Annotated in this window: 14 protein-coding genes; 9 read left to right on the forward strand and 5 right to left on the reverse strand. The window is 73.2% G+C overall.

The genetic code is table 11. From position 1 onward, the window contains the following. Window positions 1–277: 277 nt before the first annotated feature. The 5 genes from tdh to AA75_RS10610 all read left to right on the forward strand — a co-directional run bounded on the left by tdh (window position 278) and on the right by AA75_RS10610 (window position 11,561). Window positions 278–1,306 (forward strand): L-threonine 3-dehydrogenase, encoded by a 1,029-nt coding sequence (tdh, locus tag AA75_RS10590; RefSeq protein WP_033819629.1) that lies wholly within the window; start codon window positions 278–280, stop codon window positions 1,304–1,306. 42 nt (window positions 1,307–1,348) lie between these two features. Next, window positions 1,349–2,536 carry a glycine C-acetyltransferase gene (locus AA75_RS10595; protein ID WP_033819630.1) on the forward strand — a complete coding sequence of 396 codons (1,188 nt, stop codon included), beginning with the start codon at window positions 1,349–1,351 and terminating at the stop codon, window positions 2,534–2,536. A gap of 384 nt (window positions 2,537–2,920) precedes the next feature. Next, entirely contained in the window at window positions 2,921–10,120 is a 7,200-nt protein-coding gene (locus AA75_RS53660) for a polymorphic toxin-type HINT domain-containing protein (RefSeq protein ID WP_158515476.1), read from the forward strand. Continuing rightward, window positions 10,120–10,521, forward strand: a complete 402-nt coding sequence (locus tag AA75_RS10605; RefSeq protein WP_033819631.1) for a hypothetical protein — start codon at window positions 10,120–10,122, stop codon at window positions 10,519–10,521. Before AA75_RS53660 ends, AA75_RS10605 begins: the two co-directional genes overlap by 1 nt. Window positions 10,522–10,646: 125 nt before the next feature. Then, entirely contained in the window at window positions 10,647–11,561 is a 915-nt protein-coding gene (locus AA75_RS10610) for a LysR family transcriptional regulator (protein WP_033819632.1), read from the forward strand. 22 nt (window positions 11,562–11,583) lie between these two features. On the opposite strand, the gene AA75_RS10615 is transcribed toward AA75_RS10610, so the two are convergent. Then, window positions 11,584–11,868, reverse strand: a complete 285-nt coding sequence (locus tag AA75_RS10615) for a DUF427 domain-containing protein (RefSeq protein WP_033819643.1) — start codon at window positions 11,866–11,868, stop codon at window positions 11,584–11,586. Between the two features lie 202 nt (window positions 11,869–12,070). Here AA75_RS10615 and AA75_RS10620 point away from each other — a divergent pair, with 202 nt between their 5' ends. Both AA75_RS10620 and AA75_RS10625 read left to right on the forward strand, forming a co-directional pair. Then, complete coding sequence (locus tag AA75_RS10620; protein ID WP_033819644.1) at window positions 12,071–12,976, forward strand: Gfo/Idh/MocA family protein; 906 nt, start codon at window positions 12,071–12,073, stop codon at window positions 12,974–12,976. 301 nt (window positions 12,977–13,277) lie between these two features. Further along, entirely contained in the window at window positions 13,278–14,345 is a 1,068-nt protein-coding gene (locus AA75_RS10625; protein WP_051812100.1) for a phosphatase PAP2 family protein, read from the forward strand. A gap of 20 nt (window positions 14,346–14,365) precedes the next feature. Here AA75_RS10625 and AA75_RS10630 read toward each other — a convergent pair whose 3' ends face one another. Together AA75_RS10630 and AA75_RS10635 are read right to left on the reverse strand one after the other, a co-directional pair. Further along, window positions 14,366–15,463 carry a PP2C family protein-serine/threonine phosphatase gene (locus tag AA75_RS10630; protein WP_033819633.1) on the reverse strand — a complete coding sequence of 366 codons (1,098 nt, stop codon included), beginning with the start codon at window positions 15,461–15,463 and terminating at the stop codon, window positions 14,366–14,368. A gap of 21 nt (window positions 15,464–15,484) precedes the next feature. Next, entirely contained in the window at window positions 15,485–17,041 is a 1,557-nt protein-coding gene (locus AA75_RS10635) for an MFS transporter (protein WP_033819634.1), read from the reverse strand. 142 nt (window positions 17,042–17,183) lie between these two features. On the opposite strand from AA75_RS10635, the gene AA75_RS10640 reads away from it, so the two are divergent. Continuing rightward, window positions 17,184–18,194: an Lrp/AsnC family transcriptional regulator gene (locus AA75_RS10640; protein ID WP_033819635.1), complete on the forward strand. Its 1,011-nt coding sequence runs from the start codon at window positions 17,184–17,186 to the stop codon at window positions 18,192–18,194. A gap of 41 nt (window positions 18,195–18,235) precedes the next feature. Here AA75_RS10640 and AA75_RS10645 read toward each other — a convergent pair whose 3' ends face one another. Further along, window positions 18,236–19,654, reverse strand: coding sequence for a carotenoid oxygenase family protein (locus AA75_RS10645; protein WP_033819636.1), 1,419 nt, complete (start codon window positions 19,652–19,654; stop codon window positions 18,236–18,238). A gap of 317 nt (window positions 19,655–19,971) precedes the next feature. Here AA75_RS10645 and AA75_RS10650 point away from each other — a divergent pair, with 317 nt between their 5' ends. Further along, window positions 19,972–20,547, forward strand: coding sequence for a hypothetical protein (locus AA75_RS10650; RefSeq protein WP_033819646.1), 576 nt, complete (start codon window positions 19,972–19,974; stop codon window positions 20,545–20,547). 24 nt (window positions 20,548–20,571) lie between these two features. Here the strand turns inward: AA75_RS10650 and AA75_RS10655 are convergent, their stop codons facing one another. Next, window positions 20,572–21,327, reverse strand: a complete 756-nt coding sequence (locus tag AA75_RS10655) for a helix-turn-helix domain-containing protein (RefSeq protein WP_033819637.1) — start codon at window positions 21,325–21,327, stop codon at window positions 20,572–20,574. Window positions 21,328–21,545: the final 218 nt, after the last annotated feature.

Below are 21,545 nucleotides of genomic sequence, written 5' to 3' on the forward strand. Positions count from 1 at the left end.
GGTCGGCGCCGGGGCCCGGGAGGCTGGGCCGAACGGGTGGAGCGATCGGGTGGGCCACGGCACGCCGACGCGGGCGCGGGGCGCCTGCTCGGGGAGGATCGTGAAGCCCTGCTGTGGCGGCCGTTAAGAATTCCTCGATGGACCGCACCCCGTCCGACCAGGCAGATTGCTCCTGCCCGGACGGCCGCGCGCGCCACCGAACCCTGTGCACCGCACGCCGGGCGGTTTCGGCCTGCCCACCGCAGGCCCCACCCCGTACGCGTCAGGAGCACATCCCGTGAAGGCACTCGTCAAGCACAAGGCCGAGCCCGGGCTCTGGCTGATGGACGTCCCCGAGCCCGAGATCGGCCCCGGTGACGTGCTCATCAAGGTGCTGCGGACCGGGATCTGCGGGACCGACCTGCACATCCGCAAGTGGGACGGCTGGGCGCAGAACACCATCAGGACGCCGCTCACCCTCGGCCACGAGTTCGTCGGCGAGGTCGCCGCGATCGGCTCCGCCGTCGCCGACATCAGCGTCGGTGACCTGGTCTCCGGCGAGGGCCACCTGGTCTGCGGCAAGTGCCGCAACTGCTTGGCCGGCCGCCGTCACCTGTGCCGCAACACGGTCGGCCTGGGCGTCAACCGCGACGGCGCGTTCGCCGAGTACGTGGCGCTGCCCGCCTCCAACGTCTGGGTGCACCGGGTCCCGGTCGACCTGGACGTCGCCGCGATCTTCGACCCGTTCGGCAACGCCGTGCACACCGCGCTCTCCTTCCCGCTGGTCGGCGAGGACGTGCTGGTCACCGGCGCCGGCCCGATCGGCATCATGGCCGCCGCCGTCGCCAAGCACGCCGGCGCCCGCAACGTGATGATCACCGACGTGTCGCCGTACCGGCTGGAGCTTGCCCGCGAGGTCGGGGTGTCGCTGGCGCTCAACGTCGCCGAGCACACCATCGAGGAGGGCCAGCAGAAGCTCGGCCTGCGCGAGGGCTTCGACGTGGGCCTGGAGATGTCCGGGCGCCCCGAGGCGATGCAGTCGATGATCGCCAACATGACCCACGGCGGCAAGATCGCCATGCTCGGCCTGCCCGCCGACGAGTTCCCGGTGGACTGGTCGCGGATCGTCACCTCGATGATCACCATCAAGGGCATCTACGGCCGCGAGATGTTCGAGACCTGGTACGCGATGTCGGTCCTGCTGGAGGGCGGCCTGGACCTCTCCCCGGTGATCACCGGCCGGTACCCCGCCACCGAGTTCGCCGCCGCCTTCGACGAGGCCGCCGGCGGCAACTGCGGCAAGGTCATCCTCGACTGGACCGCCTGAGACCGGACCGTCCGACCCTCTGACCCCCCGCTAGGAGCCACTGTGTTCGACAACGTCCGCGACGACCTCGCCGCCACCCTCGACGAGATCCGCGAGGCCGGCCTGTTCAAGCCCGAGCGCGTGATCGGCACCCCGCAGAGCGCGGCGGTGGCCGTCACCGGCCGCGACGGCGAGGTGCTGAACTTCTGCGCCAACAACTACCTGGGCCTCGCCGACCACCCCGCCGTGGTCGCCGCCGCCAAGGACGCCCTCGACCGCTGGGGCTACGGCATGGCGTCCGTCCGCTTCATCTGCGGCACCCAGGACGTGCACAAGCAGCTGGAGGAGCGGCTGTCCGCGTTCCTCGGCCAGGAGGACACCATCCTCTACTCCTCCTGCTTCGACGCCAACGGAGGCGTCTTCGAGACCCTGCTCGACGAGCGCGACGCCGTCATCTCCGACGCGCTCAACCACGCCAGCATCATCGACGGCATCCGGCTCTCCAAGGCCCGCCGCCACCGCTACGCCAACCGCGACCTGGCCGACCTGGAGCAGCAGCTCAAGGACACCCAGGACGCCCGCCGCCGGCTGATCGTCACCGACGGCGTGTTCTCGATGGACGGCTACATCGCCCCGCTGCGCGAGATCTGCGACCTGGCCGACCGCTACGACGCCATGGTGATGGTCGACGACTCGCACGCCGTCGGCTTCGTCGGCGCCAACGGCCGCGGCACCCCCGAGCTGCACGGCGTGATGGACCGGGTCGACATCATCACCGGCACCCTCGGCAAGGCGCTCGGCGGCGCGTCCGGCGGCTACGTCGCGGCCCGCCGCGAGATCGTCGCACTGCTGCGCCAGCGTTCCCGGCCGTACCTGTTCTCCAACTCGCTGGCCCCGGTGATCGCGGCCGCCTCGCTCACCGTGCTCGACCTGCTGGAGAAGTCCGGCGACCTGCGCGAGCGGCTCGCCGCCAACACCGCGCTGTTCCGGTCGAGGATGACCGAGGCCGGCTTCGAGATCCTGCCCGGCGAGCACGCCATCGCCCCGGTGATGATCGGCGACGCGGCCAAGGCCGGCCGGCTCGCCGAGCTGCTGCTGGAGCGCGGCGTGTACGTGATCGGCTTCTCCTACCCGGTGGTCCCGCACGGTGCGGCCCGGATCCGGGTCCAGCTGTCGGCCGCCCACTCCACCGAGGACGTCGAGCGCGCCGTCGCCGCCTTCGTCGACGCCCGGGCGGCGCTCGGCGAGTGACACCCTGACGCCCCGTCCGGCGGGCGGCTCCCGGTCTTCGATCCGGGGCCGCCCGCCGACGCATGTCCGGGGCACGTCATGCACACCGTCTGCACACGTTTCCTGCATCATCCGGTGCACGGGGCGGAGCGCCGGTGCGGACGGTGAAGGCCGTTGCCGACCGGTGGAGTTCCTCGGGCGACCGGCCTGCGCGGGAGGGGGACGCGCTGACGGGATGTCAAACTTTTACAAAAGCTTCAGGCTGTGGACGGTCGCGTGCGACCGGTCGCCACTCCGTGCACCTAGTGTGCTCATCTGATCTTCGATCACATGAGTTCCACAGGAGCTAGGAGAGTTGTGACCGGCATATTCGGGGGCCGCCCGGCCGACAGGCCGACCGGGTGGATGAGACGTAGCCGCTCGGTCGGGCTGATCAGCCTGATGGCGGTGGTGACGGGGCTGCTGACGGCTCCGTCCGCAGAGGCAATGGCGGCCGCACGGCCGCACGGGAAGGTCTGGACGCCGAAGACGCCGCTGGGCGTCGCGGCCACACCGGTCAAGGGGAAGGACCTGGCGCTCACCGCGCCGAAGGGCCCCGCGTACCCGGTGCCGGAGGCGTGGAAGCCCTCCGCCGCCGGCACGTTCGCCGGAACCGCCGTGGTCGACCTCGGCGGTGGACGCAAGCCGGCCGCCGCGGCGGCCGGCCCGGCGGCCGGCGACACCACCCTGGTGCAGGCGGGACGGCTTCCGGTGGCGCTCGCCCCGGCCGGCCCCGGCACCGCCCGGTCCGTCCAGGTGGAGGTCGGTGACGCGGCCAAGGGCCGGGCGGCCGGTGCCACCGGACCGACCGTCACGCTGACCGCGACCGCCCCCGACACCGGGGCACCCGCCGAGCGGGTCAAGGTCGCGCTCGACCTCAAGGCCCTGCAGGGCGCCGCCTGGTCCGACCGGACCCGGCTGGTGGCCCTCCCGGCCTGCGCCCTGACCAGCCCCGAGGCGGCCGACTGCCGCAAGGCCACCCCGGTGGCGTCCACGGTCGACGCCGCGGGCGTGCTGAAGGCCGAGGTCGCCCTGCCGGCCGCGACGGGCGCGAAGCCCGCCGAGGGCGGGAAGCAGGCCCGTGGCCTCTTCGCCGCCCCCGCGCAGGGCGGCCCGGCGGCCGCCGCGCCGATGGTGCTGGCGACCACCACCGGCGCCTCCGGGGCCGCCGGCAGCTACGCCGCCACCTCGCTCAACCCGTCCGCCAACTGGGGCTCGGGCGGCAGCGTCGGCAACTTCACCTACGCGTACCCGATCCAGACCCCGGCCTCGCTCGGCGGCGCGGCCCCCTCGGTGTCGCTCGGCTACGACTCGTCCTCGGTGGACGGCAAGAACTCGGCGCAGAACGCCCAGGCCTCCTGGATCGGCGAGGGCTGGAGCTACGACGCCGGCTTCATCGAGCGCACCTACCGGCCCTGCGACAAGGCCGGCATCAAGGACTCCGCCGACCTGTGCTGGGGCGGCCAGAACGCGACGCTCAGCCTGGCGGGCCACTCCGGCACCCTGGTGCGCGACGACTCCACCGGCGTCTGGCACCTGGAGGGTGACGACGGCTCGAAGGTCGAACTGCTCACCGGTGCGCCGAACGGCCTGAACGGCGGCGAGCACTGGAAGGTCACCACCACCGACGGCACCCAGTACTGGTTCGGCCGCACCCGCCTGCCCGGCGGCGACGGCACCGACCCGTCCGCCAACTCGGCCTGGGGCGTACCGGTGTACTCGCCCAACGCGGGGGACCCCTGCTACAGCTCCGGCTCCGGCAAGGACTCCTGGTGCACCATGGGCTGGCGCTGGTCGCTGGACTACGTGGTCGACGCGCACCAGAACCTGACCAGCTACGGCTACGCCAAGGAGACCAACTCCTACAGCCGCGGCGGGGTGCAGAACTACCCCAACGGCGTGCTCACCGGCTACGACCGGGCGGGCTACCTGACCGGCATCGCGTACGGACAGCGGCTGCCCGACCAGATCGCCGCCAAGGGCGCGGCCAAGCCGGCCGCGAAGGTCACCTTCAGCTCCTCCGAGCGCTGCCTGCCGTCCGGCAACATCACCTGCGCCGACGCGCAGCGCACCACCGCCAACGCCTCGTCCTGGCCGGACGTCCCGGTTGACCAGATCTGCGCGGCGAGCGGCACCTGCACCAACTACGCGCCGACCTTCTTCAGCACCAAGCGGCTGACCGGGATCTCCACCGAGGTGCTGGTGGGCTCCGCCTACCGCACCGTCGACTCCTGGGCGCTGAAGCACTCCTTCCCCAACCCGGGCGACGGCACCAAGCCGGCCCTGTGGCTGGACTCGGTCCAGCGCACCGGCACCAACGGCCAGCCGGCCGTCACCCTGCCCGCGGTCTCCTTCACCGCACGTGAGCTGCCCAACCGGGTGGACGGGCTGACCCCGGCGCAGCCGGCGTTCAACCGCCCCCGGATCCAGCAGATCACCACCGAGACCGGCAGCCGGATCAACGTGGTGTTCCAGGACACCGAGTGCTCCCGGGTCAACAACCACATGCCGTCCTCCGAGGACGGCAACACCATGGCCTGTATGCCGGTCAAGTGGTACCTGCCCGGCCAGTCCTCGCCGGACCCGGTCAACGACTGGTTCCACAAGTACCTGGTCAAGTCGGTCACCGAGCAGGACGCGGTGGGCGGTTCGCTGATCAGGTCGACCGACTACTCCTACGGCGGCGGCGCCGCGTGGCACCGCAACGAGGGGGAGTTCACCGACCCCAAGACCCGGACCTGGGACGGGTTCCGCGGCTACCAGACGGTGACCCTCACCACCGGTAGCGGGTACGGGGGCGAGGCCCCGAGGACCCAGCAGCGGACCACCTACCTGCGCGGCATGGACGGCGACGTCAAGGCCGACGGCTCCAAGCGGAGCGTGGCGGTCACCAGCCCGCTCGGCGGCAGCGTCACCGACAGCGACTGGCTGGCCGGGACGGCGGTCGCCACCGAGTCCTTCGACCGCGCCGGCGGCAGCGTCCGGGCGATGCAGGGCAGCACCTCCGGCAGCCAGCAGGTCACCGCGACCCACAAGCAGCAGGGCGGCATGCCCGACCTGCTCGCCCGCTACCCGGCGTCCACCGCCACCAGCACCAGCAAGGAGCTGCTGGCCGACGGCAGCTGGCGCACGGTCAGCACCACCGGCACCAGCGACCCGGCCAAGGGCAACCGGCAGATCCAGGTCCAGGACAACGGCGACGGCACCGCCGCCGCCCCCGTGCTGTGCACCACCACCACGTACGCGGTCAGCAGCGACCCGCTGCGGCTGGACCTGGTGAGCGAGAAGAAGGTCGTGGCCGGCCCCTGCGGCACCGCGGCCACGGCGGGCACCACCGTCTCCGACGTCCGGTCGCTCTACGACGGCAAGCCGTTCGGGCAGGCCGGTGCGGCCGGTGACTCCACCGGTGCGCAGACCCTCGACCACTACGACGCCCAGGGCCGGCCGGTCTACGTCGACCTCGGCCACGTGACCTCCCAGGACGTCTACGGCCGCACCCTCGCCACCGCCGACTCCGACGGTTCCACCTACGACGCCGCGGGCAACCAGCTCTCCGGCGCCACCACCACCGCGATCACCACGACCACCGCGTACACCCCGGCCACCGGGGCGCTGCCGACCGAGACCAGGCAGTACGGCCCGATGGGGGCGTCCTGGACGAGCACGGTGACCGAGGACCCGGGCCGCGGGCTGCCGCTGACCAACTCGGACATCAACCAGCGCACCACGACCCAGAGCTACGACGGCCTCGGCCGGCTGACCGCGCTGTGGACCTCCACCCGGGCGGCCAACCTGACGCCCTCGCAGAAGTTCAGCTACGCGATCAACGGCACCTCGGCGCCGTCGGTGATCACCACCGAGTCGCTGCTGGAGGACGAGTCCTACTCCAAGAAGACCGAGCTCTACGACGGTCTGGGCCGGCTCCGGCAGACCCAGACCAGCCTGCCGACCGGTGGCACCGGCCGGCTGATCACCGACAGCGTCTTCGACTCGCACGGCTGGGCGATCAAGGCCTCGGCGCCGTACTTCGAGCAGACCACAGGCCCGAACGGCACCGTCTTCGTCCCGCAGGACTCGCAGGTCCCGGCCGAGACCTGGGTCGGTTACGACGGCCTGGGCCGACCGCTGACCAGCACCTTCGTCTCGTACGGGCAGCAGCAGTGGACCTCCTCCACCGCCTACCCGGGCGCCGACCGGATCGACGTCACCCCGCCGCAGGGCGGCTCGGCCACCAGCTCCGTGCTGGACGCCCGCGGCCGTACCACCCAGCTGTGGCAGTACCGCGGAGCGGTGGCCACCGGCAAGGCGGCCGACGCCGAGGTCAGCACCTTCACCTTCACCCCGGGCGGCCAGCCCGCCACCCGGACCGACGCCGCGGGCAACACCTGGTCCTACACCTACGACCAGCGCGGCCGTGTCGTCGCCAACCAGGACCCGGACACCGGGACCACCACCTATGGCTACGACGCGGACTCGCGGCTGGCCACCATCACCGACGCCAAGGGCGAGAAGCTCGCCTACACCTACGACCTCCTCGGCCGTAGGACCGGGATGTACAAGGGCGGCGTCGCCCCGGCCAACCAGCTCGCGGGCTGGAGCTACGACACCCTCGCCAAGGGCCAGCCGACCTCCTCGACCCGCTACGTGGGCGGTGCCTCCGGCGCGGCCTACACCCAGGCGGTCACCGGCTACGACACCTCGTACCGGCCGCTCGGGGTCAGCCTGACGATCCCCGCCGCCGAGGGCGCACTGGCCGGCACCTACACCACGGCCAACGAGTACTCGCCGGTCCTCGGCTCACTCGTGCACACGGACCTGCCCGCGGTGGGCGGCCTGCCGGCCGAGGGCATCGACTACACCTACACCAACACCGGCCTGCTGCTGGCCTCCGGCGGCAACAGCACCCTGGTCACCGACGTCCAGTACGACGCACTCGGGCGGGCCACCCGCACGACCGTCGGCGACTGGGGCCGCCAGGTGGTCTCCACCCAGCAGTACGACTGGGCGACCGGACGGGTCGTCAAGTCCTTCCTGGACCGGCAGACGGGCACCACGTCGGTCGACGAGACCGGCTACACCTTCAACCCGGCCGGGCGGATCACGTCCGTCACCGACAAGCAGAACGCCTCCGTCACCGACACCCAGTGCTTCACCACCGACTACGCCGGCCGGCTCACCAACGCCTGGACGGACACCGGGAGCGTGACCACCAAGGCCGCCCCGTCCGTCCCCGGCATCGGCGGCTGCGTCAACGGGAGCGGCCCGGCCGTGACCGGCGGCAAGCCCTCGGTCGGCGGTCCGTCCCCGTACTGGCAGAGTTACGAGTACGACCGGACCGGCAACCGCACCAGGCTGGTCCAGCACGACGTCACCGGTGACACCGGCAAGGACGTCACCACCGTCCAGACCTTCGGCGCGGGCGCCAACACCAGGACCACCGCACCGAACACGGGCGGCGGCACCGGTGGCCCGCACGCGCTGCTGACGGCCTCGACCACCTCGGCCTCGGGGACCAAGGCCACCACCTTCCAGTACGACGCCGTCGGCGGCACCACCGCCGTCACGGACGTCTCGGGTACCGCCGACCTGGTCTGGGACGGCGAGGAGAAGCTGGCCTCGTTCACCCGCACCGGCGACGTGGCCGGTACCTCGTACCTGTACGACGTGGACGGCAGCCAGCTGATCCGCCGGAACCCCGGCAGCACCACGCTGTACCTGGGCATGGACGAGCTGACCCTGGACACCGCCAGCGGCTCGATGAGCGACGTGCGCTCCTACACCGCGCCCGGCGGGATCACCGTCACCCGGGTCACCGCCCCGACCGGCGGCGGCAAGCTCGTCTACCAGGCGAGCGACCCGCACGGCACCAGCAGCGTGCAGATCGACACCGACGCGGCCCAGACCGTCACCCGGCGTCCGACCGACCCGTTCGGCAACGCCCGCGGCACCCAGCCCGCGGCCGGCGCCTGGGCCGGGGCCAAGGGCTTCGTCGGCGGCACCAAGGACGACGCCACCGGGCTCACCGACCTGGGGGCCCGTCAGTACGATCCCGTGCACGGCCGGTTCATCAACCCGGACCCGCTCCTGAGCCCGGGATCGCCGCAGCAGTGGAACGGCTACGCCTACAGCAACAACAACCCGATCGACTACAGCGACCCGAGCGGCCTGAACTGGTTCTCCGACAAGGCGTCGAGCCTGTGGAAGTCGACCAAGTCGACGTTCAACAGCGGCGTGAAGCAGGCCGGTGCCGCGATGAGCGGCTACTACCACGCGGCCGTCGACGAGGTCTCCCAGCTCGGCGAGGCCTGGGACCGGCTCACCGGTGACACCGAGGGCGCCGACCGGCTCAAGTACGAGCGGGAGCACCCGCAGAGCCCGATGAACGGCACCACCTTCCTGAAGAACCTGGGCGGTGACATCGACGGCCCGCAGACCAAGATGAAGGGCTACAAGGTCGGCCGCTTCCTGGAGCACATCTTCGGGCCGGTGCCGATGCCCTCGCCGGCCGGGGTGGAGTCCTCCGCCGTCCGCGCCGCCGAGAAGGTCGCGTTGAGGACCGCGGCCAAGGGGGCGGCGAAGAAGCTGACCAGCTCCTTCGGCAAGCTCGTCGAGAAGGTCGTGGGCTGCCGCCACAGCTTCCCCGCCGGGACGAGGGTCCTGCTCGGTGACGGCGGCAGCAAGCCGATCAACGAGGTCCGGCAGGGGGACGAGGTCGCCTCGGCCGGGCCGGTGACCGACGAGAAGACCGCGAAGCCGGTGACGGCGACCATCGTCACCCCCGACGACAAGGACTTCACCGACCTCAAGGTCACCACGGCGTCCGGCGCCACCGAGTCGCTGACCGCGACCGGGCACCACCCGTTCTGGAACGACACCACCAAGCGCTGGACCGCCGCGGCCGACCTCAAGGCCGGGGACCTGCTCACCACCGCCGACGGCCGGACCGTCACGGTGGCGGAGGTCCGCAACTACTCGACCGCGCCCACGACGGCCTACGACCTGACCGTCGACGACCTGCACACCTACTACGTGCTGGCCGGGGAAACGCCCGTCCTGGTCCACAACTGCGAGGTGCGGGTGATCGACAAGGAGGCGCAGGCCTGCACCCTCGGCGACGTGTGCGGCCACATCGCACTCGGGGTCAACGACGCCAAGGGCGTGTTCGAGGACCTGGCGAGCTCCATCGGGGCCCACACCTTCAACGGGGACCCCTGGGGCGCCGAGGACGCGACCTCGAAGGCACCCCTGTGGATCACCGGGGTGCAGCGGGTGGCGTCCGACGCGAACGTGAAGATCTCCATCGCACTGGACGGTCTGCCCGGTGACAACGCCGCCGACATCTTCCTCCGCGCCTACCAGCGCGGCATGCGCGCCGGGCCGGGCAAGGCCGCGGACAGCGGCTACGGGACCACCTGGGAGATGTCGGTGATCGGGAAGGCGTGCCGCGTCGGCGACCGGGACTGGTCCAAGATCGACTTCTATCTCGGAGGCAAGCTGGTCCCCAAGAAAGAGATGACAGAACCGGCCTGGAGGAACGTCACCCCCGGCCTGAACGGAGTCGAGTGATGACGATGAACTGGCCCGACCGGGCCTTCCACCTGTGGTGGTGCAGTGCCACCCACACCACCCTGCGGCTGCAGAGCAACCCCACCTTCGCCCAGGGCGCGCCGGCCACCCGGATCGAGATCCAGTTCGGTCATGTCAGGTCGCTGTTCATCCGGCCCGTCGCCGACGGCCTGACCGTCGTCCGGGCGACGCCGCAGGAGGGCGCCGGGATCTGCTCCCGGTACTCCCTCGACCCGGCCTGGGCGGACTCGGTCTTCCTGCTCCGCTCCACCTGGGAGGGGTTCATCGTGTCGAGCGCCCCCTCCTGGCGCGAGGCCGTGCGTGACATCGACGACCCGTCGCTGTTCACCCCGGTCGAGGACGCGGCCGAACTCGCCGACGTGACGTTCGGCCACGCCTGACGGCCGCCCGCCCGACCCAGGAGCCGCGCCCGGACCACCGTCCGGGCGCGGCTCCGCCCGTTGCGGCCCCGCACGGTCCCCGGCCTGCGCCGCAGGCCGCCCCCACCCGCTGGCACAATGGCGGAGTGATCGACGCACGACGGCTGCGGACCCTGCGGGCCGTGGCCGACCACCGGACCGTGACGGCCGCCGCGGCCGCGCTCTACCTCACCCCCTCCGCCGTCTCCCAGCAGCTCGCCGCCCTGGAACAGGAGACCGGCCACCACCTGCTCGCCCGCGACGGCCGCGGGGTGCGCCTGACCGCCGCCGGAGAGATCCTGCTGACCCACGCGGACGCGGTGCTCGCCCAGCTCGAGCGCGCCGAGGCCGACCTCGCGGCGTACCGCGCGGGCGCCGCGGGCGAGGTCACCGTGGCGGCGTTCGCGACCGGCATCGCCCTGGTGCTGGCGCCCGCCATCGCGCTGCTCGCCGAGACGGCGCCGGGGGTGCGGCTCAAGGTGCTCGACGCCGAGGGCGACGCCAGCCTGCCGATGCTGCTCGACGGCGGCGCGGACATCGCCGTCGCGGTCGAGTACCGGGGCGCGCCGCGCGCCGACGACCAGCGGCTGACCCGGGTGCCGCTGTACGCGGAGCCGTTCGAGGCGGTGCTGCCGCTCGGCCACCCGCTGGCCGAGGGCCCCGGCCCGGTCGCCGTCGCCGAGCTCGCCGCCGAGCCGTGGATCGGCCCGTACCCCGGCAACCCCTGCCACGACGTGGTGCTGCTCGCCTGCGAGTACGCGGGCTTCCAGCCCAGGCTGGTGCACTCCTCGGACGACTTCCGCGCGGTGGTGGCGCTCGCCTCGGCCGGTGCGGGCGTCGCACTGGTCCCCCGCTCGGCGCTGCGCGGCGCCGACCTGTCCAAGGTGGCGGTCCGCCCGGTGGACAGCGCGCTCGCCACCCGCAAGGTCTTCGCCGCGGTCCGCGGCGGTGCGGAGCTGCACCCCCTGATCCGCCCGGTGCTGGACGCCCTCACCACGGCCGCGGCGGGCCTCGCGCAGTGAGGGCGGCCACGGCCGCGGACGGTCAGTCGGTGATCTCGACCCCCTTCCAGAACGCCACCATCCCGGCCACGTGCGCGGCCTCCGGCTTCGGGTCGGGGTAGTACCAGGCGGCATCCGGGTTCTCGGCGCCCGCCACCCGCAGGGTGTAGTACGAGGCGATGCCCTTCCACGGGCAGTGGGTGGTGGTCGCCGACGGGCCGAGGAACTCCGCCCGCACCGACTCGGCCGGGAAGTAGTGGTTGCCCTCCACCAGGACGGTACGGTCGCTGTCCGCGATCATCTGGCCGTTCCAACGCGCTGTGGTCATCCCGCCATTGTGGCCGATCCCGGCCCGCCCGGCCCGGCCCGCCCGGCCCAAGTCCGGCCCGGCCACCGCATCCTGACTGGCCGGCCGCGCGGCTGTCATATGCTGCCGGATGGTCCGGCCCCGCTGACCGGACGGACCGCCACCCACCCCCAGCAGGAGCGTCCCGATGAGCGACCACCACCTCGACCCCGACCCCGCGGCCCTGCCGGTGGCCGTGATCGGCCTCGGCGACATCGCCCAGAAGGCCTACCTCCCGGTCCTCACCACCCAGCCCGGCCTCGACCTGCGGCTGATGACCCGGGACCGCGCCAAGCTCGACCGCCTCGGCGACCTCCACCGGCTCCCGCACCGCTACACCGACCTCGGCGAGCTGATCGACAGCGGCATCCGGGCCGCCTTCGTGCACGCCTCCACCGACCAGCACGTGCCGATCGTCGAGCAGCTGCTCACCGCCGACGTCGACGTGTACGTGGACAAGCCGCTCGCCTACCACCTCAAGGAGGCCCGGCACCTGGTCGAGCTCGCCGAGCGCCGCGGCCGCTCGCTGATGGTCGGCTTCAACCGCCGCCACGCCCCGGGCTACCAGCAGGCCGCCGAGCGCCCGCGCGACCTGATCGTGCTGCAGAAGCACCGGGAGGGCCTGCCGGAGGCCGTCCGCAGCGTGGTCCTCGACGACTTCATCCACGTGGCGGACACGCTGCGCTTCCTGGTCCCCGGCGAGATCGAGCACATCGACGTCCGCTCCCGGACCCGGGACGGGCTGCTGGAACACCTGGTGCTCACCCTGGCCGGCCCCGGATTCACCGCGCTCGGCATCATGAACCGGGTCAGCGGCTCCACCGAGGAGGTCCTGGAGATCTCCGGCTCCGACGCCAAGCGGGTGGTGGTCAACCTGGCCGAGGTGATCGACCACAAGGGCCAGCCCAGCATCCGGCGCCGCGGCGACTGGGTGCCGGTCGCCCGGCAGCGCGGCATCGAGCAGATCGTCACCTCCTTCCTGGACTCCGTCCGGGCCGGCCGGACCGTCTCGGCCCAGGACGCGCTGCGCACCCACGAACTGTGCGAGGAGATCGTCACCCGGGTGGAGGCCCAGGCCGCCGGCTACTGAGCCGCCGCCCGGGCCGGGCCCGCCCCGCGGGCGTAGCCTCGGGAGAGGACCCGTCCCCGAACACGGTCCGCCCGGCGGCCGCCGTCACCTTGGCGCCTCCCCGGGCGGGTGGTGACCGATGCTGAGACACGAGCAGTCGACCGAGCGGCCGGAGCACGACCTCCCGGCCGCGGGCCCGGCCCCGACGGGGGCGACGGCCTGCGGAGGCCGGCCAAGGATGGTTCGTCTCCTGGTGGTTTCCTGGGCACGGCCCGGAACGTCCAAAGGATCCTCCAAGAATGCGGTGCTAGCTTCGGGCGCCATGACCGACCTGCTCCGACCTGCGCATCCGGGTACCCGCAACGATCCGCGGCAGCACGGCCCGCGACAGTACGACCCCCGGCAGGCAGGCCCGGGCAGAGCCGTCCGGGCGGGCCACCGGCTGCGCCCGCGCCACCTGGCCTGGCCGCTGTTCGCGCTCGCCTTCGGCTGGTACCTGTGGACCTACGGCCTGCCGTACGCCAACGACGTGGTGTTCTGCTGGCTGATCGGCGCACTGGTGGCAGCCTCGGTGCACAGCGGCGGCCGCCGGGGCTGGCCGCTGGTGCTGCGGGACTGGGTCCCGGTGATGGCGGTGGTCTGGGTCTACTCGCTGCTGCGCGGCTACGGCGCGCACACCCCCTGGCCGGTCCGCTACGAGCCGCAGCTGAGCATCGACACGTTCCTCGGCGGCGGCGAGACGTGGACGGTCCGGCTGCAGCACTGGCTGTACACACCCGGCCACCCGCACTGGTACGACTACTCGGCCGTCACCGTCTACATGTCGCACTTCTTCACGGTCTTCCTGGTGCTGGCCGTGCTCTGGAAGCGCCGCTACCCGAGCTTCCGCCGGCTGCTGGCGCTCTACCTGGCGGTCACCTTCGCCGGCTTCGCCACCTACGTGCTCTACCCCGCCGACCCGCCGTGGCTGACCGGCCAGGAAGGGCACATGCCCGCGGTCACCCGGATCGTCTCCGACGTGCTCAACCAGAGCGGGCTGCCCCGCGCCGGGTCGGTGTTCGAGAACGGCAGCGAGTTCGCCAACGACGTCGCCGCGATGCCGTCGCTGCACGCCGCGTACCCGATGCTGCTGGCGCTGTTCTTCTGGCGCGGCGCGGGCCGCTGGACCAGGGTGCTGCTGGCCGCCTACCCGCTGGCGATGGCCTTCACCCTGGTCTACGGCGCCGAGCACTTCATCGTCGACATCCTCGCGGGCTGGGCCTACGCGGTGGTGCTCTGGTACGTGCTCACCCGGGTGCTGGACCGCCGCGCCCGGGCCAGGGCGGAACGCGCCAGGCGGGCCACGACCGCGCCCGCCGGACCGGTCAGGGTCCCTGCCGACGGACGCTAGGCCGGCCGGGCCCGGGCCGGTCAGCCGGGCCGGGCCGGCCGGGCCAGGGCGAGCAGAGCGGCGTCGTCGTCCAGCCCGTGCGGCGTGTAGGCGCGGACGTCCGCCAGCAGCCGGTCCAGCAGCGGCTCGGGCCCCTCACCGGCCGGCATCGCGGACAGCCGCTCGGCGAGCGGATAGAACACCCCGGCCGTGTCCCGGGCCTCCGACACCCCGTCGGTGTAGAGCAGCAGCAGGTCGCCGGGCCCCAGCGGCACCTGCTGCACCGGGTAGCACCCGCCGGTCAGGCCCAGCAGGGCGAGCGGCGGCGACCAGGCCGGCGGATCGACCTCGTCCACCCGGTGCCGGGTGCGCAGCAGCGGCGCCGGATGCCCGCAGTTCACCAGGCTGGCCGAACCGTGCTCCGGCACCGACACCAGGACCGCGGTCACGAACTCCTCGTCGCCTGGCCGCCGCGCCACCGTCGCGTCCAGCCGCCCCGCGATCCGGCCGAGATCGGCCTCCGAGACGGCCGCCTCCCGGAACACCCCCAGCACGTCCGCCGCCGTCTCCACCGCGCCGAGCCCCTTGCCGCGGACATCGCCCAGCAGCACCCGCACCCCGAACGGCGAGTCCAGCACCGCGTACAGGTCGCCCCCGATCCGGGCCTCGGCCGCGGCGGGCGCGTACCGCACCGCCGCCCGCAGCCCGCCGATCCGCGGCGCCACCGGACGTAGCAGCGCCTGCTGGGCGGCCTCGGCCACCGAGCGCAGCTGCGCCAGCCGGCGTTCCCGGTCGGCCACCAGCGCGACCGAGGCCGAGCTGGAGACGGCCACCGTCGCCACGGCGGCCGCGGACGCGGCGTGCACCCCGGTGCCGACCTGGCCGTTGAGCACCGCCAGCACGCCCACCGCCGCCAGCGCGACGCCGCCGGCCGCCAGCGGCACCCACGGGCGCCGGGTACCGGTGCCCGCGAGGACCGGCACGGCGGCCAGCAGCGGGGAGAAGGTCAGCCTCGGTCCGGTGAACAGGTCTACGAGCAGGACCAGGGTGATCAGGACGTAGGCGCCCAGGATGAACCGCCCCCAGCGGGGGGAGGCGGCCGGCGGCAGCCGGGCATCCGACTCGTCATCGCTCGCCATCGGGCCTCCCGCCGTCGGACATCACTCCATTCTGGCCGCCGCTCCCGCCCGTCCGCCTGACGTGGCCGGCGCCTGCGCGGGCCCCGGTACCCCCGCCGCGCCGACCGCGGCAGGGCGGCGCAGCAGCACCAGCACCAGCACGCCGCCGGCCAGCCCGAACGCCCCCGACACCAGGAAGGTGTCCCTCAGCCCGGCCGCGAACGCGCCGCGCACCAGGTGTTCCAGCGCCGGCCGGGCACCCTCACCGGCCCGGGCGACCAGCGCTCCCGCCTGCCCGCCGCTCAGCGCGTCCGCGGTGCCCTGCGGGTCGGCGCCGCCGCCGTCCCGCAGCCCGTCGGCCAGACCCGCCCGGAAGACCGCGCCGAGCAGCGCGATGCCGAGCGCGTTGCCCAGCTGACGGGCGGTGTTGAGGGCGCCGCCGGCCATCCCGGCCCGCGCCCCCGGCACGGCGGCCATCGCGGCGGCGGCCATCGCCGGGGTGGCCAGGCCGACCCCCGCACCACTGACCGCGAGACCGGGCGCCAGCGCCGCCCAGCCGGAGTCCGCCCCGACCACCGCCTGCAGCAGCGCGCCGACGCCGATCAGCAGCAGACCGCCGCCGACCGTCAGCCGCGGCGGTACACCGTGCAGCCGCCGCCCGCCGACGGCCGCCGTCACGAACGCGACCACGCTCATCGGCAGCAGCGCCAGCCCCGCCGCGACCGGGCCGAGACCCAGCACCGACTGCAGCCACAGCGAGGAGTACGCGAGGTACGAGAACGCCGCCGCGGACAGCAGCAGGCCGCCCGCCAGGATGCCCGCGAAGGCCGGGCTGCGCAGCAGCGCGAGGTCCAGCATCGGGTGGGCGCTGCGCCGCTCCACCAGGACGAACGCCAGCAGGGCGAGCGCGCCGAGGGCGAACAGGCCGAGCGTGGTGGCCGAGCCCCAGCCGTTGTCCCCGGCCTTGATCAGGGCGTAGGTCACCGACCCGGCGGCCACCGTGAAGGCCACCGTGCCGGGCAGGTCGAGGCCGGCCGCCCGCGGGTTGCGGGACTCGGCGACCACCCGCAGCGTCACGGCCACCGCCACCACACTGACCGGCAGGTTGACGTAGAAGATCCAGCGCCAGTCGAGGTGCTCGGTGAGCAGCCCGCCGAGGATCGGCCCGGCCGCCGCGGCGGCCCCGTTCACCGCGCCCCAGACCCCGAACGCGACACCCCGGTCGCGGCCCTGGTAGGCGTGCCCGAGCAGGGCCATGGTGGTGGCGAACATCGCCGCGCCGCCGACCCCCTGCACCACCCGGAAGGCGATCAGCTGCTGCGGCCCGGTGGCCAGGCCGCAAGCCAGCGAGGCGCCCGCGAACAGCACCAGCCCCGCCAGGTACACCTTGCGCCGCCCGACCAGGTCGGCGAGGGCGCCGGCGCCGAGCAGCAGCGCGGCCAGCGCCAGCGCGTAGCCGTCCATCACCCACTGCAGGTCGGCGAAGCCGGTGTGCAGCGCGGTGGCCATGTCGGGGAGGGCGACCGTCACGATCGTGACGTCCACCAGCAGCATGAACGCCCCCAGACAGACCGCCACCAGCGGTAGCCATTTGCGCATCGGAGTTCTCCTCGGTCCCGTGACCGGATCCACGACCGCCCGGCCCACCCGCCGAATCTCGCAGCCGGATCGCGGATCGGCCGCACCACGGCGGCCCAGGCTGCGGAATCCGACACCCCACCCGCCTGTCATGATGGAAACCATGCAGAGCGGCACCCCGGAACTGGACGCCCTGGACCGATCCGTCGTCCAGGCGCTGATGATGGACGGCCGGATGCCGTTCAGCCGGCTCGCCCAGGTGCTGGAGGTCTCCGACCAGACGGTGATCCGCCGCTACCGGCGGCTGCGCACCGCCGGTCTGCTGCGGGTGGTCGGCCTGCCGCTGGGCCACCGGGTGGGGCTGTACGAGTCCTGGCTGCGGGTGCAGTGCACACCGGACGCCGCCGTCCAGGTGGCCGACGCGCTGGCGCGGAGGCCGGACATCGCCTGGGTCACCCTCAACTCCGGCGGGACCGAGATCCACTGCGTCTCCAAGGCCCGCAACCAGGCCGACCGGGACGCACTGCTGCTGCAGAAGCTGCCCGGCACCCGCCGGGTCACCGGGATCACCGCGCACAGCATCCTGCGCACCTTCGTCGGCGGTCCCGGCCGCTGGGCCGGCCTGGACGCCCTGAGCGAGCGGCAGGTCCGGGAACTGGAGCGGCCCTGGGTGTTCGGCCCCGGGCAGCGGGTCGAACTGGACGAGGCGGCGCTCGCCATGCTCGCCGTACTCGGCCGGGACGGCCGCTGCGGCTACCCCGAACTGGCCCGCGCCACCGGGCTGTCCCAGTCCGCGGTGCGCCGCCGGCTGGAGCAGCTGCGGGACAGCGGCGCGCTCTTCTTCGACGTGGAGATCTCCCCGGCGCTGTTCGGCTTCCACGCGCAGGCGGCGCTGCTGGTGTCGGTGCCGCCGGCCGACCTGGCGGCGACCGGCGCGGCCCTCGCGGGCCACCGGGAGGTGCCGTTCGCGGCGGCCATCACCGGGTCGGCCAACCTGCTGGCGGTGGTGGTCTGCCGGGACAACGACGCGCTGTACACCTACCTCACCGAACGGATCGGCGCGCTGGCGGCCGTTCAGCAGGTCGAGGTGGTGCCGGTGCTGCGGACCGTCAAACGGGCGGGGATGCTGATGGACGGGGTACGCCTGGTCGACCCGCCGGCGGGGTGGGCCTGAGCGTCCGGAGGCGGGCGCCGGGTGCTCGGGTCCGCGGGTGCTCAGTCCTCGGTGGGCAGCCAGCTGCCGTGCAGGCCGAGCGGGACCCGGACCGGGATCCGCACCCGCGCCATCGGCCCGGACCCCGGGTCGGCGTCCGGGATGACCAGCAGCCAACTGCTCAGGTCGGTGCGGTCGGTGGCGTAGGTCAGCCAGTACCCCGGACCGCCGCCGGCCGAGGGTGCGAACACCGGCTCGCCGACCGACAGGTCACCGGCCGGCCACAGCACCGAGGCACCGGGGTCGTCGGCGCAGTCGTACCAGCGCAGCGCGTCGAACTCGCCGGGCAGCAGGTCGACCCGGCCGCTCTCCGCCGCGACGGCCGCCCGCCGGTGCGGCCGGCCGATCAACCGGTCGTCCACGCGGGGGAGTTCGACCGGCGCGTCGTCCAGGGCGGTACGCCGGACGGTGCCCGCGGCCGGGTCGAGGACGGCGCGGGTCAGGCCGCCCGGGTTCGGCGGCGCGGCGGCGTCGGGCGCGCCGAGGGTGAGGTGGGCCCACTGGACGTAGTCGAGGACCACCGAGCCGTCGGGACGGTCGTAGGCGTTCACCGTGTGCCACAGCCAGAACGCGTCGTCCGCCGCCCAGCGGACCGGCCCGCCGTCGCGGGGGATCAGGGCGATCCTGGTACCCCGCTCGGGCCGCCAGTCGATCATCGAGCCGCCCTCCATCGCGGCCGCGAGGTCGAAGAAGGCGGGGGCGAGCACCAGCACCACGAAGCGGGCGGTCAGTGCCATGTCGTGGATCATCATCGGCCGGTCCACGCCGTCGACGGCCGTCGGGCCGCGGGTGACGGTACCGGCCGGGCCGAGCATCGCCCAGGTCAGGTACGGCGGTTCGAAGGCGTAGCAGAACACCGCCAGCTCACCGGTGAGCGGATCGGTCTTGGGGTGGGCGGTGATGCCGGCGGGCAGCGCGCCGTCGAAGGTCTCGCGGCCCGCGGTCGCCAGGTCGGGCGTGATCCGGAACGGGCAGTCGGACTCGGCGAGCGCGAGCAGCCGCCCGGCGTGCCGGACCACGTTGATGTCCGGCAGGTCCCGGAAGGTGCCCGCGAGTTCGGGGAAGACGTCCGGTTCCGACGGCGTGATCATCGACTGCAGGCCGCCCCACAGCGCGCGCCCGGCCCGTTCCTCGGCGATCACGGCCGGGGTCCGCACGAAGCGGTTGCGGTACCGCGCCCGGCCCCCCGAGAGCCACACCCCGTGCAGCATGCCGTCGCCGTCGATCGGGTACAGGTACGAGCCGATCGGGCTGAACCGCGGATTGGGCCCGTTGCGCAGGAACAGCCCGTCCAGTCCGTCCGGCAGTTCGCCCAGCACCGCCAGGCCGGTCGCGTCGACCTCCTCGGTGACCGGCGCGAACCGGCCCGACAGATGGGCGACCCGGGCCGGGTCGAAGGCGGGTGCGGTGTGCGTGGTCATGGCGGCCTCCCGGTGAACGGCACGGCACGGCCTCCAGTCAACTGCGCACACCGCCGGGCGGCAACAGCCCGGGCGGCCCGCGCCGCCGTCACCCTGTGTGCACAGCGGGCCCGGGGATGCGGGGAGTTGGAGCCGGTCCGAGCATGGAAGGGGCGGGCCGCACCCGCGGCCCGCGCACCGGGGAACCGCGCTGGAGGTGCTCAGTGGCCGGGACCGACACGGGCTGGGGAGACACGGGCCGGGGCAGCGCCGGCCGGGGCGGTGCCGGGCGGACCGGCACGGGACCGGACGGCCCGCAGGGCGCACGGTCCGGGAACATGCTGTTCGCGTTCGCGCCGTGGATCATCTTCGACGTGGTGGCCGGGCCCAGCACCTGGAAGCTGGCGGCCTTCGCGGCCCTGGTCGCCTCGGTCCTGGTCAACCTCCCCGACCTGCGACGGGGCCGCCCCAAGGTGCTGGAGGTCACCGGGATCGCCTTCTTCGCGGTGATCTGCGTCCTCGCGCTGGTGCTCGACCGGCACGACCTGATCTGGCTGGAGACCTACGCCCAGGTGATCGCCAACGGTGTGATCGCCGTGGTGGCGCTCGGATCGCTGGCCTTCGTCCCGTTCACCGAGCAGTACGCCCGCGAGAGCACACCGCCCGAGATCTGGCACAGCCCGCTCTTCCGGCGCACCAACCGGGTGCTGACCGCGGTCTGGGGCGGGGTCTTCGCGGTGACCGCCCTGCTCGGCCTGATCGCGCTGCACATCTCGGGCGGCACCGACTGGCTGAACTGGGTCATCCCGATCGTCCTGCTGGTGGCGGCGATCCGGTTCACCCAGTGGTACCCGGAACAGGTCCGTGCCCGCGCCCGCGCCACGGCCCGCCCGATCGGCACCCGGGCACACTGAGGACCCCTGCCCCGGGCCGCCGGCCTACCCGTGGTCGGCGGCGTCCCCGGCGGCGGGCCCGGGATCCGGTGCGGCCTTGGTGTGCAGGACCTCGCGGGCCTGCTCCGCGGCACGGGTGAGGCTCTCGCTGACGAAGTCGAGGAAGCGGGCGATGTTCTCCAGCCGGGCGGCCGCCGGGGTGCCGGGGCCGAGGACACCGACGCCCTGCCGTGCGGTGTCGATGATCTGCAGACTGGAACGGGCGCTGGCGACCATCGCCTGGTACCAGATGTCGTCGTCGACGATGTAGCGCTCGCGGCGTCGCTCGTCGCGCTCCCGGCGGATGAGGCCCTGACTCTCCAGGAACGACACCGCCTTGGAGACGGAGGCCGGGCTGACCTGGAGGCGCTGGACCAGTTCGGCCGCGGTGAGGCTGCCCGAGTCGGTGACGTACAGGCTGGCCTGGACCCGGGCCATCATCCGCGGCGTACCCGCCTGCATCAGGACGGCGGTGAACACCTCCTCGAAGTCCCGGACGGCCTCGGCGTCGCGCCCGTGGGCCTGCGGGGCCGTCCCGGGCTGCCGGGGCGCGGCCGGCTTGCGCCGGTGGGCGCGGCGTTCGGTGGCGCGGTGGGCCAGGTCGGCGCGGTACGCGGTGGGGCCGCCGTTGCGCAGCACCTCACGCGTGATCGTCGAGGTCGGACGGTCGAGGCGCCGGGCGATCTCGGCGTAGGCGAGGCCGTCGGCCAGTCCCAGCGCGATCTGCTGACGTTCCTGCTGGGTGAGCCTGCCTCCGGGCATCGCGGTCTCCTTCGCGCACGGTCCTTGGTGCCGCCACCTTAGCGTTCAGCTCCATTCCATTGCAACAGTCGACTTGAGGTGCGTTGCATTACTCTCCATCCTCGGTGCAACGATTTTGCGGTATTGAGCTGCGGAGATGGTTATTTGATGCAACATCGGCATTGCTGGATCCATGAACGCAACGTAGCGTTTCTCTCATCAGAAACGGCAGGGCGAAG

The organism is Kitasatospora sp. MBT63 (assembly GCF_000710465.2).
Taxonomy (GTDB): Bacteria; Actinomycetota; Actinomycetes; order Streptomycetales; family Streptomycetaceae; genus Kitasatospora.